The sequence below is a fragment of the Corynebacterium sp. 122RC1 genome (assembly GCF_024580955.1).
GTDB classification, from domain to species: Bacteria; Actinomycetota; Actinomycetes; order Mycobacteriales; family Mycobacteriaceae; genus Corynebacterium; species Corynebacterium kozikiae.
Genome location: NZ_JANIKD010000002.1, coordinates 29777 through 45339 on the forward strand (window position 1 = coordinate 29777; position 15563 = coordinate 45339).

Sequence of the window (15563 nt, forward strand, 5' to 3'; positions counted from 1 at the left end):
GGTGGGTAGTTTACTCGCCTGGGAATGGGGGGAGTTTGGTTTGGTGGAGCCAGGATTGCCAGAGGGTGTCGAGGGCTTGGGGGTCGGCGCCTGCTTGGAGGGCGGCGTTGCGCAGGTCCATGGGTTCCACCACGGAGTGTTTGCCGGAGGCCACGTAGGAGCGCAGCATGGTGAAGAAGGCGTCGTCGCCGAGCAGGGTACGCAGGGCGTGGACCACCATGGCGCCGCGTTTGTAGACGCGGTCATCGAACATGTCCTTCGGCCCGGGGTTGGCCAGCAGCAGGTCTTGTGGTTTGGCGGCGAGGCCGAGGTAGTGTTCCTTGGCGGATTCGGCCGCGGGTTTGCCTGCGGAGTGTTCGAACCAGAGCCATTCTGCGTAGCAGGCGAAGCCCTCGTTGAGCCAGATGTCGTCCCATTGGGCAAGGCCTAGGGAGTTGCCGAACCACTGGTGGGAGAGTTCGTGGGCGATGAGGCGTTCCCAAGCGTGATCGCCGCGCGCGTGGTTGGCGCCGAAGATGGAAAGCCCAGCCGCCTCGAGGGGGATCTCCAGCTCATCCTCGGTGACCACTACGGTGTAGATGCCAAAGGGGTAGGGGCCGAAGAGTTCGGTGTAGCAGTCCAGCATGGCCACCTGCTGCGCAAAATCCTCCATGAAGTCGGCCTTGAGCGCGCGTGGGACGTATGCCACCACGGGCGTGCGTGCGTCGGAAAGCTCAACCTTCTCGTATTGTCCCACCTGCACCGTTGCCAGGTAGCTGGCCATGGGTTGCGGCATTTCGTAAACCCAACGGGTGCTGGCGCCGCTGCGCTGTGCGCTGCGCAGGTGGCCGTTGGCGACCACGGTGTACGTGCTGGCGGTGGTGACGGCGATGCGGTAGGTGGCTTTTTCGTCGGGGGTGTCGTCGCAGGGGTACCAGGAGCGGGCGCCGTTGGGTTGGCTGGCCACCAGCGAGCCGTTGCTCAGTTCCTCCCAGCCGAGCATTCCCCATGAGGAGCGCACGGGCCGCGGATTGCCCTGGTAGGTGATGGTGAGCTCGAATTCGGCGTCGGCGGGGATGGGGGTGGTGAATGTGACGCCGAGCTTCAGATTGCGGTGGCTAAAGCGCTTGACCTCCACCTGCGTGGCCGGGCTGAACATGCGCACCGACACCTGTTTCACCTGCAGCGCCCCACTCAAATCCAACGTGAGCCGCTCGAGTTCCAGGTAGGAATCCATGCGCAGGGTGGCCGTGGCGCGCAGGCGATTGGGACCCACGGCGTAATCCAGCTCCAGGTCATAGTGGCGCACGTGGAAGCCCAGGTTGAAGTCCACGCCCGTGTAGGAATCGCGCACGCCCGGCACGGGGGTGGAGCGCAGGCGTTGGGAGGTCCGTTTGGAAGTCATCGATTGCTCATCCTAGTCCCCTCATGAACAAAGTTTCGCGTTCCGACGCAGCCAAGGCTCCAGCCACGCAACGCAGGCTCGTTGAGCTGCTGAAATGCGGAGAAGGCAAGCAAAAAGCACCTCCCCTTATGGGAAGGTGCTCGAAGCTGTGGCGCTTAGGAGTTCAGGGCGCGGTTGAAGGTTGCCCAGCTTCCGCGGAGGTCATCCTGCCAGTAGCCCCAGGAGTGGGTGCCGGATGGGCGGAAGTTCCAGTCTGCTGGGATACCCAGGGAATCCAGCTTTGCACGCAGGTTGTGGGTGCAGAAGTTGGTAGCTGCCTCAATTGCACCACCCTGGACCTGGACGTTTGCCACGGTGATGGAGCCAACCAGTGGGTTGGCGTGAGCCAGGCGTGGGTTCGCCAGGTTATCGTGCACACCTGGGGTGCCGGAGGCGTTGGAGACGTACAGTGCGGTGCCACGCAGCTTGTCAGCGTTGATCAGGGCGTCGTTGTAAAGGGCGGTCGGGGAACCGATTGGGCCCCACATCTGATCTGGGTGTGCGCCGCCGCGCTGCAGGGTAATGCGCACGAACTCGCGTTCCATTGGGGAGTTGGTGGCTGCGCAGCCGGAGAAGGATGCGGCGGCGTCGTAGAACCCTGGGTAGTGTTCAGGCAGCAGCAGGGAAGTGGTGGCAGACATGGACATGCCGGCAATCGCACGCTTGTTGCTTGCCTGCAGGGTTGCCTCCAGTGGGCCCGGAAGCTCCTTGACCAGGAAGGTTTCCCACATTTGCTTGCCGCCCAGGTTGGCGTTTTCCTGCACCCAGTCCGTGTAGTAGGAGAACTTGCCGGCCATTGGGATCACCACGTTGACGTCCTTGTCAGCGTAGAACTCAAAAATGTCCGTCTGTGCCAGCCAGTTTGCGGCGCCCTCGCCGCCGTCGCCGCCGTTGAGCATGTAGATGGTTGGGCGGCCAGGGTTGGAGGCCTTCAGCACTGCCAGTGGTACGTCCCGGTTCATGGAAGGGGAGTACGCCCACATCTCCACTGCGCGAGGGTTGTTGGCGATCTTGTCACGCCAATGCAGCTCGGTGCCCGGCTTTGCGCCTTGGGTCACGGTAGCTACCGGCACGCCGCCGTTGACGGCCGCAGGGGTGAGGGTAGCGGCCTCCGCGGAGGGAGCAAACAGAGTGCTGGCTGCGATGGCGAGGGCAGCCAACGGGGCAGCAGTGCGGCGAAGGAGCTTCATACCAAACGTTCTTTCTTGTGTGGATGGGACACACCGAGAGGGTGCATAAGCATTGAGACAGTTACGGGTGAAAACTTATCAGGTTTTCCCGACTGTGGATACCCATAGCCGCACACCGTGCTACCCTCATGAACAAAATTGCCTTGCAAACGGTAGTTTCCCCTAAAGAAAGGCCCTTGTTCAATGTTTACCTTTATCTCCGATCTTTTTGGCCAGCTTTCTCACACCGGTTCCTCCGGGCTGTCCAACCTGCTGCTCGCTTTGGGTCTGATCTAAGCCCGGATTTCCCGAGCAACCTGAGCTCCCCGAGCTCCCTTGCGTGCCTGCTGCCCCTTGGGGGCGTCGGTACGCATTTTTTGTGGCTACACCCGTTTGGGCGACAGATCGGGCAGATGCACGTATCCTTGTCCACTATGAGTGAACATTATGACGTTGTAGTTCTTGGCGCGGGCCCAGGCGGCTATGTGTCTGCCATCCGTGCAGCCCAATTGGGTAAGAAGGTGGCTGTTGTTGAAAAGCAGTACTGGGGCGGCGTGTGCCTGAATGTGGGCTGCATTCCTTCCAAGGCGCTGTTGAAGAACGCTGAGGTTGCGCACATTTTCAACCATGAGGCCAAGACCTTCGGCATTTCCGGCGAGGTCAGCTTTGACTTCACTGCGGCGCACCAGCGCTCCCGCAAGGTCTCGGAGGGCATCGTGAAGGGTGTCCACTACCTCATGAAGAAGAACAAGATTACTGAGGTAGATGGCCTAGGTGCGTTCAAGGACGCCAACACCATCGAGATCACCGAGGGTAAAGACGCAGGCAAGACCCTCACCTTTGACAACTGCATCATCGCCACCGGCTCCGTGGTGCGCTCCCTGCCCGGCGTGGAAATCGGCGGCAACATCTTGAGTTTTGAGGAGCAGATCCTCAAGTCCGAGGCACCAAAGTCTATGGTCATCGTGGGTGCTGGCGCTATTGGCATGGAGTTCGCGTATGTGCTGGCCAACTACGGCGTGGACGTCACGATCGTGGAGTTCATGGACCGCGTGCTGCCAAATGAAGATGCCGACGTCTCCAAGGAGATCGCTAAGCAATACAAGAAGCTGGGCGTGAAGCTGCTGACCGGCACCAAGACCACCGCTATCCGTGACCTCGGCGGCGAGGCCGGTGTGGAGGTGGACGTGGAGTCCAAGGATGGCTCCAAGTCTGAGACGCTCAAGGCAGACCGCGTGATGGTCTCCATCGGCTTTGCCCCACGCACCGAGGGCTACGGCCTGGAGAACACCGGCGTGGAGCTTACCGACCGCGGCGCAATTGCCATTGATGACGAGATGCGCACCAACGTCCCCCACATCTTCGCCATCGGCGACGTCACCGCGAAGCTGCAGCTCGCCCACGTTGCAGAGGCCCAGGGCGTGGTTGCCGCTGAGGTCATCGCCGGCGCCGAAACCCAACTGCTCGGCGACTACATGATGATGCCACGTGCCACCTTCTGCAACCCCCAGGTGGCCTCCTTCGGCTACACCGAGGCCCAGGCCAAGGAGAAGTTCGAGGGGCGCGAAATCAAGGTGGCCACCTTCCCATTCTCCGCAAACGGTAAGGCAGCCGGCCTCGCCGAGACCGCGGGCTTCGTGAAGATCGTCGCCGACGCCGAATACGGCGAGCTCATCGGCGCGCACATGGTCGGCGCCAACGTCTCCGAGCTCCTGCCCGAGCTCACACTGGCCCAGCGCTTCGACCTCACCGCCGAAGAAATCGGCCGCAACGTCCACACCCACCCAACGCTTTCCGAGGCCATGAAGGAAGCCGCGGAGGGGATTATGGGGCACATGATTAACCTCTAAGCGGCCAGCAACAGGCCTCAGGCGCCACCCCTCATGAACAATGTGAAGTTTGTGAATGAACTTCGCGGGGTTGGCGCCTTTTGCGTCCCCACTATTCGGGGTGGGCCGATCCCTGGTAGCGCTAGCATGAGTGCATGCACGTTGATGCGAAATGCCCCATCCGCTTCGGCGAGCCCTGCACCCTCTGCGTTCCCGGTGCCCATGGCCCGCAGGACTGCCAACTCGTGGCCTTGGTCAAGGCGGATCCGGAGCTCGCGGAGCTGCGCAGCGAGATGATCCGCGCTAAGCGCGAACATGCCTGAGTAACAAGAGCGTGCCGACGCAAGGCGCCGGGGCACAAGGCTTCTAGTATGGCGCGACGTTGGAAGAGTGCGGGTCCACCGAGATGGACTGGTTGATCGCGGGGAATGCCCGCTGCGCGCAGTTTTGCCTGGTGCACACGCGGCAGCCGACGCCGATGGGGGTGGCGCTGGCAAAATCACCGAGGTCAAAGCCCTTTGCGTACACCGTGCGTTCGGCGTGGCGTGCTTCGCAGCCCAGGCCGATTGCGAAGAGCTTTCCCGTTTCTCCGAACCTGCCCTGGTGGTGCCGCACGGTGCGGGCTACCCAGAGGTAGTTGCGGCCATCGGGCATCTGCGCGAGTTGGCGCATGATGGTGCCGGGATTGGTGAAGGTGTCGTAAACATTCCACAGTGGGCAGGTGCCGCCAGCATGGGTGAAGTGGAACCCGGTTGCGGATTGGCGCTTGGAGATGTTGCCCGCTCGATCCACGCGGACAAAGGTGAAGGGGATGCCGCGGAGGTTGGGGCGCTGCAGTGTGGAGAGGCGGTGGCAGATGGTCTCGTAGCCCAGGCCGAACATTTGCCCCAAGTATTCGATGTCGTAGCCGCAGCGCTCAGCCTCCTGGTGGAACATGCCGTAGGGCAGCATGGTGGCTGCCGCGAAGTAGCTGGCCACGCCGCGCAGCGCCAGATTCCTCGCCTCCGGGGTGGAAAATTGCTCGGTGTCCACCACTTCTTCCATGAGGGGGCCGGCTTCGAGGTAGCCGAGCTCCGCGGCCAGACGGAACGCCCTTTGGCCCGCGATCAGCCTGGAGGAGAGGTAGATGACTCCGGCTTCTTGGTCGAAGGTGTGGAGGGTGCCACCGAGTTCCTCACCGGCCTCCACCTGCACGCCGTGGCGGCTGCGCAGCCGCTGGGTGAGGGCGGTCTCAGTGGCGCGAATGTTGAATTGGGTGACGCCAAGCTCTTCGGCGACGGCCTCGGCGCGCTGGTCCAGGGAGTCTAGGTAGTTTTGCCTGGCGTAGAAGAAGTCGCGGACCTCATCGTGCGGCATGGACAGCGCTGATGTCTCGTTGCCTGCGGCGATGCGCACGTCGGTAGCTACGGTGAGCTTGTCGCGGACGTTGCGGTATCGCCTGTGCATGTCCACCATGGCGCGGGCGATGTCAGGGTGCGATTCCACGAGGGCGTGGAGGTCCTGGAGTTCGATGGGGGTGGGGCAGAGCTCGCGGTCGAGGGCCACGTCTTGGATTTCGGCGAATAGGCGCGAATTGTCGTCGCGGGAGAAGAAGGTGGCGTCCACGCCGAAGGCCTCGGTGATGCGGTTGAGCACGGACAGCGTGAGCGGCCGGACGTCGTGCTCGATTTGGTTCACGTAGCTTGCGGATAGCCCGAGGGTTTGTGCGAGGGTGGCTTGGCTGAGGTCGCGTTCGCGGCGCAGTTGCTTGAGCCTAGAGCCAACGTATGTCTTTCCCATGAGGAAACTGTAAAGGATTTGCGAACAAAGCTTGCAAAGATCTTTACACCCCCTCATGGGCAACTTCGGGCCGGCGCTGTCCATGAGGGGAGAGGTGGGGTGTAGCCTGCGCAAAAACGAATTCCCCGCAAAGCCGTATCCGCCGTTTGATTGATACCGAATGGGTGGGGCAGGATTTACGCAACAAACGTGTTGCGCCATTGACTGGTGGGGTTGTTGTGGTTTCAAAAGTGCCGGTAAACGCCCCCTCATGGACACCTAGTTAGGTCAGCCTTAACTAACTGGCAGGTCACGGGGCATTTTTAATACTGTGAGGTAGCTCACCTGGGTGCAAAGTGAGTGGTCTAGCAGCTATAGCGAGCCGTACAGTAATGACGACACTGGAGGTGCCATGACTGTAAATAATCTCGACCGTGAGGCCGTATCTCACGGCAAAATCACTGAAAAGCCGCTCCGCGAGCGGCCATCCTTCCCAACCTGGGCCCTGAAGCTCACGATGGCCATCACTGGCCTTATCTTCGCTGGCTTCGTGGTGTTCCACATGGTGGGTAACTTGAAGATCTTCCTGCCTCATTACGAGGATGGAACTCACCCAATTGACCACTACGCACACTGGCTGCAGCAGGACGTGCTGTACCCACTCGTGCCCCATGGTTGGTTTGTGTGGATCTTCCGAGCTGTGCTGCTTGCAGCCATCATCTTGCACGTGTACGGCGCATTCGCTTTGACCAAGCGTTCGCAGCAGTCCCGCGGTAAGTTCCGCCGTACCGACCTCGTGGGTGGTTTCAATTCCTTCACCACCAAGACCATGCTGGTGACCGGCATTGTGCTGCTTGCCTTCATCATCTTCCACATCCTGGACCTGACCGTTGGCGTGGCTCCTGCTGCTTCCGACGTCTTCGTCCACGGCGAGGTCTACGCAAACATGGTGGCAAGCTTCAGCCGCTGGCCGGTGACCATCTTCTACGTGATCGCCATGCTGGTGCTCTTCCTGCACCTTTCCCACGGTATCTGGCTCGCTACCAGCGACCTCGGTATCACGGGCAAGCGCTGGCGCGCAGTGCTGCTGTTCCTGTCTTACCTGGTCCCAGCAGTGGTGCTCATCGGCAACATCTCGATCCCGTTGGCTATTGCGACCGGCTTGGTCGGCTAGGACGAAAAGGTAAACAAATATGAGCATTCACGCTGAAACCACCCCTCGCCCTGAGTTCAACCACCCTGTGTCCATCGTTCCTGGCGTTCGCCCAGGTACCGTTCTGGACGCCAACGAGCCAAAGGGTGTTCCTACCAAGGACATGTGGCAGTACCAGAAGGACCACATGGAGTTGGTCTCTCCACTGAACCGTCGCAAGTTCCGCGTGCTCGTCGTGGGCACCGGTCTCTCCGGCGGTGCAGCCGCTGCTGCCCTCGGCGAGCTCGGCTACGACGTCAAGGCGTTCACCTACCACGACGCGCCACGCCGCGCGCACTCCATCGCAGCTCAGGGCGGTGTCAACTCCGCACGAGGCAAGAAGGTAGATAACGACGGCGCCTACCGCCACGTCAAGGACACGGTCAAGGGCGGCGACTACCGCGGCCGCGAGTCCGACTGCTGGCGTTTGGCCATCGAGTCTGTTCGCGTGATCGACCACATGAACGCCATCGGCGCACCATTCGCCCGTGAATACGGCGGCACCCTGGCTACTCGTTCCTTCGGTGGCGTGCAGGTGTCCCGCACCTACTACACTCGCGGTCAGACCGGCCAGCAGCTTCAGCTTTCCACTGCGTCCGCGCTGCAGCGCCAGATTCACCTGGGCTCCGTGGAGATCTTCACCCACAACGAGATGGTGGACCTCATCATCACGGAGAAGGACGGCCAGAAGCGCTGCGAAGGCCTGATCATGCGTAACCTGATCACCGGTGAGCTCACCGCTCACACCGGCCACGCAGTGATCCTGGCTACCGGTGGCTACGGCAACGTGTACCACATGTCCACCCTGGCAAAGAACTCCAACGCATCCGCAATCATGCGTGCGTACGAGCAGGGCGCATACCTGGCTTCGCCTTCCTTCATCCAGTTCCACCCAACCGGCCTGCCGGTGAACTCGGAGTGGCAGTCCAAGACCATCCTCATGTCCGAGTCGCTGCGTAACGACGGCCGCATCTGGTCCCCAGTGAAGCCAAACGACGACCGCGACCCGAACACCATCCCCGAGGAAGAGCGCGACTACTTCCTTGAGCGACGCTACCCAGCGTTCGGTAACCTGGTGCCCCGCGACGTCGCTTCGCGCGCCATCTCCCAGCAGATCAACGCCGGCCTGGGCGTCGGACCGCTGCACAACGCCGCATACCTGGACTTCCGCGACGCAATCCAGCGCCTCGGCGAGTCCACCATCCGCGAGCGCTACTCCAACCTCTTCCAGATGTACGAAGAGGCAATTGGTGAGGACCCATACAAGGCCCCAATGCGCATCGCACCAACCTGCCACTTCACCATGGGTGGCCTGTGGACCGACTTCAACGAGATGACCTCCATCCCAGGCCTGTTCTGTGCCGGCGAGGCATCCTGGACCTACCACGGCGCAAACCGTCTGGGCGCAAACTCCCTGCTCTCCGCATCCGTGGACGGCTGGTTCACCCTGCCATTCACCATCCCGAACTTCCTCGCAGGCTACTTGGGTACCGAGCGCCTGTCCGAGGACGCTCCGGAGGCACAGGCAGCGCTGCAGCGCGCACAGGCACGCATCGACCGCCTCATGAACATCAACGGCTCCAACCCACACGGCCCTGAGTACTACCACCGCCAGCTCGGTGAAATCCTCTACCGCTACTGTGGCGTGGCCCGCGACATCGAGGGTCTGAAGAAGGGCATTGAAGAAATTCGTGCCCTGCGCGCAGACTTCTGGGCAAACATGCGTATCACCGGCAACCAGGACGAAATGAACCAGGTGCTCGAGTACGCCGCACGCGTTGCTGACTACCTGGATCTCGGCGAGCTCATGTGCGTGGATGCACTTGACCGCGACGAGTCCTGCGGTGCTCACTTCCGTGACGACCACCTCTCCCCTGAGGGCGAGGCAGAGCGTGACGACGACAACTGGTGCTTCGTATCCGCCTGGGAGCCAGGTGCAAGCGAAGGCGAGTTCATCCGCCATGCCGAGCCACTGGTCTTCGAATCGATCCCGCTGATGACAAGGAATTACAAGTAATGAAACTCACTCTTGAAATCTGGCGTCAGGCCGGTCCCTACAGCGAAGGTCACTTTGAGACGGTCGTAGTAGAAGACGCCGTTCCGCAGATGTCCATCCTGGAGCTGCTGGACCACGTAAACACCAACCTGGTGGAGGAGAACAAGGAACCATTCGCGTTTGCCTCCGACTGCCGCGAGGGCATCTGTGGCACCTGTGGCCTCATGGTCAACGGCCGCCCACACGGTCCCGAGCAGAACAAGCCTTCCTGCCAGCAGCGTCTGCTGACGGTCAAGGATGGCGACACCCTCCGCATCGAGCCATTCCGTAGCGCTGCATACCCAGTGATCAAGGACATGGTTGTGGACCGCTCCGCCCTGGACCGCGTCCTCGAGCAGGGTGGCTATGTTTCCATCAACGCAGGCACCGCCCCAGATGCAGACACCCTGCACCTGAACCACCAGGTGGCCGAGTTCGCCCTCGACCACGCAGCCTGCATCGGCTGCGGCGCCTGCGTGGCAGCCTGCCCGAACGGTGCTGCGCACCTGTTCACCGGCGCAAAGCTGGTGCACCTCTCCCTGATGCCTCTGGGCAAGGAGGAGCGCGGCCGCCGTGCACGCAAGATGGTTGACGAGCTCGAAACCAACTTTGGCCACTGCTCCCTCTACGGTGAGTGTGCCGATGTCTGCCCAGCAGGCATCCCACTGACCGCGGTCGCAGCGATCAACAAGGAACGCGCTCGCTCCTTCTTCAGCGCAAAGGAACACTAAACACCCCCATTTACTGCGCGGCTCCCGCGCAGTAAAGTGGGACCCATTATCGGCCCCCTCAAGAAAGGCACCCAGGAAGCATGTCCGCAACTGTTGCTCAAAACAACGCTGAGTACCCAGTCTACGAAGGGCGTATGCACTACATCGACGGCTACGACCCAGTAAGCCTCTACGCACCACACTCTTCCCTGCAGCGCACCAGCACCTGGTTGGGCATGGGCTTCCTGCTTGCCTCCCTGGCTGGCCTGAACTGGCTTGTGTTCGGCGCCGCATCCGGCACCGTCGGTAGCCAGGAGAACGCGAGCACCTACATGATCATCGGCGCGGTACTCGCCGTGGTGTTCATCGGCTTGGGTGCGTTCCTTATCCATCGCGGACGTCGCTTCTACCGTGCATACCGCGCAGAGACCGGCCGCGTGAATTAACCCTCACCGGCACCTCCAAGCAGCCGAGAACCCCCTCATGGGTTTCTCGGCTGCTGCCTTTTTGCCCTACCGTAGAGGGCATGCAAACCTCACCAAATGCCGTGCCTGGCCCGTCGCCGGAGGTGGAGGCCGAACGACGCCGCACCCTGCGAGCCCACAAAGCCTTTGCCACCAGTCTGCTGTTTGTTGCGGCCGCGATTTTCCTGGGTTGCCAGTGGTACGCCTCCGTCACTAACCCAACCCCCTCATGGGTAGGGTTCATGAGGGCGGCGGCGGAGGCGGGGATGGTCGGTGGCATCGCCGACTGGTTCGCCGTCACCGCACTCTTCCGTCACCCGTTGGGGCTCCCCATCCCACACACGGCAATCGTGCGCCGAAAGAAGGACCAGGTGGGTCAGGCGCTGAGCGGATTCGTGTCTGAAAACTTCCTCAACGCCACGCTGATCACGCAGAAGGTCCGCCAGGCGCAGTTGCCGGAAAAGATCGCAGATTGGCTGTCAAAGCCGGAAAACGCCGCCACAGTGAGCGCCCAGGTGGGCAAACTCACTGTCAATGTTGTGGAGGCCCTCGACCCCAAGGACGCCGAATCCGTGATCCGTGCGGGGGTCATCGACAGACTCGCCCAACCCGAATGGGGCCCGCCGCTCGGAAAGCTCCTTCAGCAGCTTATTGATGAGGGGCACGCGGAGCCGATTGTGCAGGAACTTGTCCACTGGCTCCACGGCAAGGCGCTGGGAAGTGAATCGAAGATCATCGAGCTCCTCGACGAACGCGCCCCCTCATGGGCACCGAAGTTCGTCAACGAGCTGGTGGGTGACAAGGTCTACCGCGAACTGATCCAATGGACCGCCGCCGTCGACGCCGACCCCAACCACGACGCCCGCCAAGCCATCCGTCGCTTCCTGGACAAGTTCGCCGCCGACCTGCAGCAAGACCCCACCATGATTGCGCGCGTCGAGGAGCTCAAGCAAGACATCATGGCCTCCCGCCCGCTCCAGGACGCAGCCGGCATGCTCTGGGCCAAAGCCTCCACCTCCCTCATGGACTCCGCGGCGGACCCCGATTCGCTCATGAGGGGGAAGGTGGCGCAGTTCGCGCAAAGTTGGGGCCTGCGCTTGCAAACCGACGAAACCCTCCGGGCGCAGCTCGACCAGCGGATCACCGGCGCTGCGGCGTTTCTCGCGAACAATTACGCTGATGAGGTGACGTCGATTATCGGAGAGACGATCGAGCGCTGGGATGCTGATGAGGCGAGTGACAAGATTGAACTCATGGTCGGTAAGGACCTGCAGTACATTCGGCTAAACGGCACCATCGTCGGCGCGCTCGCCGGCCTCGTGATCTACACTGTGAGCTTTGTGCTCTTCGGTGGCCACTAAACTCACCCCATGGAGGTTTCATGAACACCCTGCAAGCATTGCTGCCTTGGCTCGCCCAGATACCGTTTCTGCTGATCGCCCTTGCGGGCGTGGTTGGGGCAGCTCAGGTCCTTTTCACCCGCGACGACGCCTTCACCGCCGCCGACCGCCTCTCCAAATGGGCGTGGGCCGGCATCCTGATCGGCTCCGCATTCGCCGCCGCCATGAACCTCATGTTCCTGAGCTGGGTGGGCATCGTGATGATCGGCCTGTACTGGTTCGACGTGCGGCCGCAAATCCGCAACATCCTCAACGGCAACTATGGCTGGTAGCCGCAAAATCTCCCTCATGGGACCCGACGTCACCGCGAAAGATGTTCATGAGGGGGGAACACTTGGGCTTGGGCTTGTAGTGCCGCCGCACTTGGTCCAGCACGCCACGAACCCCTCCTCATGGGCAGGGTATCCATACGGGCAGCAGCATACCCTCATCAAGGCCGCTGAAGCGCGCCTGGCTGTCCAGTGCGGCGCGGAGCTCGTGGCGGTGGTGCCCACGCGTGAGGCGGTGCGCGCTGAGCACAGCACGCAGCTCCTTTCGGAGGTCGTGGCGATCCGGGAGGCGGTGCCGCATCCGGCGCGGCTCGCAGTGGCCCTCGACGCAACCGTTTTCACCCCTCATGAGCTCGCGCGGGCGGCTGCCTGGCTTCGCCCCAGCGGCGTCGATGCGCTTGTGAGCCCTGTCCATGAGGGGGTGCGCGAGTTGGAGGCCGCCGGCCTGCCCGTGATCCTGCTTGTGGAAAACGCTGATGCGGATAAATACCCAGCTCATGAGGTATGGATCACGGATTTCTGCGGATAGCTCAGGGGCCGGAAATTCGCCTGTGGAATTCACCTTTGCCGGCGGTTTGGGCGCGCGAATATCTTTCGCCTCATGAACATTCTCAAGCTTTATGCACTGTCCGGAATTGATCTCCTCCTCGAAATCCTCGACGCCCTCCGCACCCGCACCCCCGACCAACTCGCGGCCGAAGTTGGGGTCGCACGCAAAGACATCACACAGCTGCGCTGGGTGGCACGCTTTTATGACACCGACGACGTGCGCAGCGCCGCACGCGGCCACTATCTAGGCACGCTCACCGCCTGCGCGGTCGCCGTCCGCAATCTCAAGAGCCCCACGAAGAGCAGGGAGCAGGTGCTCCTGGAGTGCTTGGAAGCCGCGCGGGGGCTGACGGTGGAGCAGGCGAGGGCGAAAGCGAATGACATTGTCGGGGTCCACAACGAGGAAATCCCCCAGCCACCGCCGCGCCGCCAGCGCGTGCACACCCAACAGGCCGCCGACCCACTCGGCCAGCGCAGGCTCATTGGCACCTTCAACGACGACTCCCTCACCCGTATGGAAAAGGCCCTCACTCCCCGTATGGAAGAGCTCATGAGGGAGGGGTGCACGCGGTCTGAAGCATTGGCCACCGCGATGGAAGAAGCTGTCACCGGCACCCTGACACCCGCCTACCAGCCTGCGCTGTTTCTGCCCCTGCGCGCGTCGGAAGGCTATTTCAAGGACGGCAAGATCTACACGACTGACGGCGCGGGCATCCCGCTTTCTGAGCTCGACGGCGCGGAGATCGGCGACACCGGCTGGGTGATCGTCGCTGCTCAGGACCCCGACACCGGCGAAATCGGCGCCGAAGCCCTCCCCATCCAACGCTTCGCCGACACCGCGCAGCGCCTCGTGCTCGCCACCGAAACCATGATCTGCACCCACCCCGACTGCGACCAACCCGCCTGGCGCTGCCAATTCCACCACATCGTCGCCTTCAGCCACGGCGGCGCCACCGAAACCCCCAACATGCTGCTGCTATGCAAGGTGCACAACGGGCGTAACGACGACACCCCAGGCCGCACAAAGAACGGTCGCATGGTGCGCGACGACGCCGGCACGCCCCTGCATCACGCCACCCCCAGCGCCCCCGGCCGCCGCCAAAACCACCGCGTCACCTGGAAAGGATGGCGCCGAGAAATGGAACAATTCCTCGGCGACCCCACCCTGTAAGGCTACAGAGCCGACAAATCCACCTGCGACCCCACCAACACCAACTCCATCCCCTCATCAGTAACCGACGCCTGCCGCACCTCCAGGCCCGCCCCAATCTGCTGCGCCTGCCCGCGCAGCCCTTGAGTGAGCCCATCGGCGACCACGCCAGGCAAATCGAAGCCCATGAGGGAAACATTCGTAGCCTCAAATCCCAACCCCTCATCAACAACCCTCGGGCGTAAATCAAGGGTGCCAGCGCCACCGGAAAACTCAATCCTCAACACGCCCTCATGGGCACGGGGTTGGAGATCGGTGACCTGGATCATCGCTTGCAATACCGACTGCAGATACCCCTCATCAGCTTGTTCATGAGGGGTAAGGGATTGCTGGACGGTTGCCAGTAGATACTGCCTGTCCAGCACCGGCCGCATTTCCATGTGGGAGGCTATGGCGGCCTCGGGATTGGAGATGTCGAGGTCGGTGATGCTGATGTGGACCTCTGGGTTACCGCTAATTTGCGGTGGATTGCTCTCCTGGATCGCGATAGTGGAGGGGCTGCTAATCTCCACGTGCGGCACGTTTTTGGTGATGAGCGAGCTCATGAGGGGAGTGGCGCCGAAGCTGATGCTGGCCTCTTCCCCCATGGACGATTTGATTTGGTTGCTTACCGTCGTGCGCAGTGCAAACTCGCCGGCCGCAAGTAGCAGAAGGAGGACGGCGAGGATCGAGAGGACGACTTTGGTGGTCTTGGATTTCACGCCCCCAGTGTATGGGAACTCTCATGAGGGACAAGTTCAGGGCTTCACGACGTCCCACGGCACCGTCAACACGCAGTCGCGCAGGGGGCGTCGTTGTGGGACGAGGGGGACGCCTTCGTTGATGAGGGTGGTGTGGGCTTGGCGCCAGCGCACCCTGGGGCCGTAGGGTGCGAGGGCGGCCGTGCGGCGCCAGGCGTCGTCGGCGTGCTGGAGGAGCTTGTGGATGCGGTTACCTGGGGTGTTGCGGTGGATGAGGGCTTTGGGGAGGCGTTCGGCGACGTCGCTGGGTTGGGTGACGTCGAAGGGGTCCCAGGCGAGTGTCAAGCTCAGCGGCCCCTCATGGGAAATGGTGATCCATGAGCAGCGGCGGCCGAGTTCATCGCAGGTGCCTTCCACCAGCAGGCCGGTGGGGTGCATGTGGGAGGTGATGGTGGCCCATGCGTGTTCGACCTGGTCGACGTCGTACTGGCGCAGCACGTTAAAGGCTCGCACCAGGTGTGGGCGGTGGCCGGCAAGCTCGAAGCCTCCGAGCTGGAACTCCACGCCTTCATGAGGGGGGAGGACGCGGTCGGGGTGGATCTCTAGGCCGATGACGCGCACGTCAGGGCGCATCCCGCGCAGCCAGCGCGCCCATTCAACCGTGGTGGTGTGGCTGGCGCCGTAGCCGAGGTCGATGGCCAGCGGATGAGTAGCCCCCCTCATGAGTTTGTTCATGAGGGGGGAGTGGGCGATCCAGCGGTCGGCCCGCCGCAGCCGATTGTGCCCCGTCGTCCCCCTGGTGATGACGCCTATCGGCCGTCGTTGGCCACCGCTGAAGTCGGTGCGGAGGTTGTGGGCGTGGTCGGCCATGGGTG

15 protein-coding genes are annotated in these 15563 nt (G+C 62.3%); 10 read left to right on the forward strand and 5 right to left on the reverse strand.

Annotated features, from left to right (window positions below; all coding sequences use genetic code 11):
* Positions 1-10 precede the first annotated feature (10 nt).
* Both NQ050_RS01045 and NQ050_RS01050 read right to left on the reverse strand, forming a co-directional pair.
* The gene (locus tag NQ050_RS01045; RefSeq protein ID WP_257037394.1) at positions 11-1384 is read right to left on the reverse strand and encodes a M1 family metallopeptidase; all 1374 of its coding nucleotides are present in this window, start codon (positions 1382-1384) and stop codon (positions 11-13) included.
* A 155-nt stretch (positions 1385-1539) separates the two neighbouring features.
* Positions 1540-2613 carry an alpha/beta hydrolase family protein gene (locus NQ050_RS01050; RefSeq protein WP_257037395.1) on the reverse strand — a complete coding sequence of 358 codons (1074 nt, stop codon included), beginning with the start codon at positions 2611-2613 and terminating at the stop codon, positions 1540-1542.
* A 413-nt stretch (positions 2614-3026) separates the two neighbouring features.
* On the opposite strand from NQ050_RS01050, the gene lpdA reads away from it, so the two are divergent.
* Positions 3027-4442, forward strand: coding sequence for a dihydrolipoyl dehydrogenase (lpdA, locus tag NQ050_RS01055; RefSeq protein ID WP_257037396.1), 1416 nt, complete (start codon positions 3027-3029; stop codon positions 4440-4442).
* Between the two features lie 134 nt (positions 4443-4576).
* On the forward strand, positions 4577-4744 hold the full coding sequence (locus NQ050_RS01060; protein WP_257037397.1) for a DUF6767 domain-containing protein: 168 nt from the start codon (positions 4577-4579) through the stop codon (positions 4742-4744).
* A 43-nt stretch (positions 4745-4787) separates the two neighbouring features.
* Here the strand turns inward: NQ050_RS01060 and ramB are convergent, their stop codons facing one another.
* The gene (ramB, locus tag NQ050_RS01065) at positions 4788-6200 is read right to left on the reverse strand and encodes an acetate metabolism transcriptional regulator RamB (RefSeq protein WP_257037398.1); all 1413 of its coding nucleotides are present in this window, start codon (positions 6198-6200) and stop codon (positions 4788-4790) included.
* A gap of 391 nt (positions 6201-6591) precedes the next feature.
* Between ramB and NQ050_RS01070 the strand changes: the two genes are divergently transcribed.
* The 8 genes from NQ050_RS01070 (at position 6592) to NQ050_RS01105 (ending at position 13969) form a co-directional block, all read left to right on the forward strand.
* The gene (locus NQ050_RS01070; protein ID WP_257037399.1) at positions 6592-7353 is read left to right on the forward strand and encodes a succinate dehydrogenase cytochrome b subunit; all 762 of its coding nucleotides are present in this window, start codon (positions 6592-6594) and stop codon (positions 7351-7353) included.
* 19 nt (positions 7354-7372) lie between these two features.
* The gene (locus NQ050_RS01075) at positions 7373-9388 is read left to right on the forward strand and encodes a fumarate reductase/succinate dehydrogenase flavoprotein subunit (RefSeq protein WP_257037400.1); all 2016 of its coding nucleotides are present in this window, start codon (positions 7373-7375) and stop codon (positions 9386-9388) included.
* A complete protein-coding gene (locus NQ050_RS01080) occupies positions 9388-10137 on the forward strand; it encodes a succinate dehydrogenase/fumarate reductase iron-sulfur subunit (RefSeq protein WP_257037401.1) in 750 nt (249 codons plus the stop codon). Before NQ050_RS01075 ends, NQ050_RS01080 begins: the two co-directional genes overlap by 1 nt.
* Positions 10138-10217: 80 nt before the next feature.
* A complete protein-coding gene (locus tag NQ050_RS01085; protein WP_257037402.1) occupies positions 10218-10562 on the forward strand; it encodes a hypothetical protein in 345 nt (114 codons plus the stop codon).
* 80 nt (positions 10563-10642) lie between these two features.
* Positions 10643-11941 carry a DUF445 domain-containing protein gene (locus NQ050_RS01090; protein WP_257037403.1) on the forward strand — a complete coding sequence of 433 codons (1299 nt, stop codon included), beginning with the start codon at positions 10643-10645 and terminating at the stop codon, positions 11939-11941.
* 20 nt (positions 11942-11961) lie between these two features.
* The gene (locus NQ050_RS01095; RefSeq protein WP_257037404.1) at positions 11962-12252 is read left to right on the forward strand and encodes a DUF2516 family protein; all 291 of its coding nucleotides are present in this window, start codon (positions 11962-11964) and stop codon (positions 12250-12252) included.
* Positions 12253-12268: 16 nt separating this feature from the next.
* Positions 12269-12778, forward strand: coding sequence for a hypothetical protein (locus NQ050_RS01100; RefSeq protein ID WP_257037405.1), 510 nt, complete (start codon positions 12269-12271; stop codon positions 12776-12778).
* A 72-nt stretch (positions 12779-12850) separates the two neighbouring features.
* Positions 12851-13969, forward strand: a complete 1119-nt coding sequence (locus NQ050_RS01105) for an HNH endonuclease signature motif containing protein (RefSeq protein WP_257037406.1) — start codon at positions 12851-12853, stop codon at positions 13967-13969.
* A 2-nt stretch (positions 13970-13971) separates the two neighbouring features.
* On the opposite strand, the gene NQ050_RS01110 is transcribed toward NQ050_RS01105, so the two are convergent.
* Together NQ050_RS01110 and NQ050_RS01115 are read right to left on the reverse strand one after the other, a co-directional pair.
* Positions 13972-14709, reverse strand: coding sequence for a DUF2993 domain-containing protein (locus tag NQ050_RS01110; protein ID WP_257037407.1), 738 nt, complete (start codon positions 14707-14709; stop codon positions 13972-13974).
* Positions 14710-14745: 36 nt separating this feature from the next.
* Complete coding sequence (locus NQ050_RS01115; protein WP_257037408.1) at positions 14746-15558, reverse strand: class I SAM-dependent methyltransferase; 813 nt, start codon at positions 15556-15558, stop codon at positions 14746-14748.
* Positions 15559-15563 lie beyond the last annotated feature (5 nt).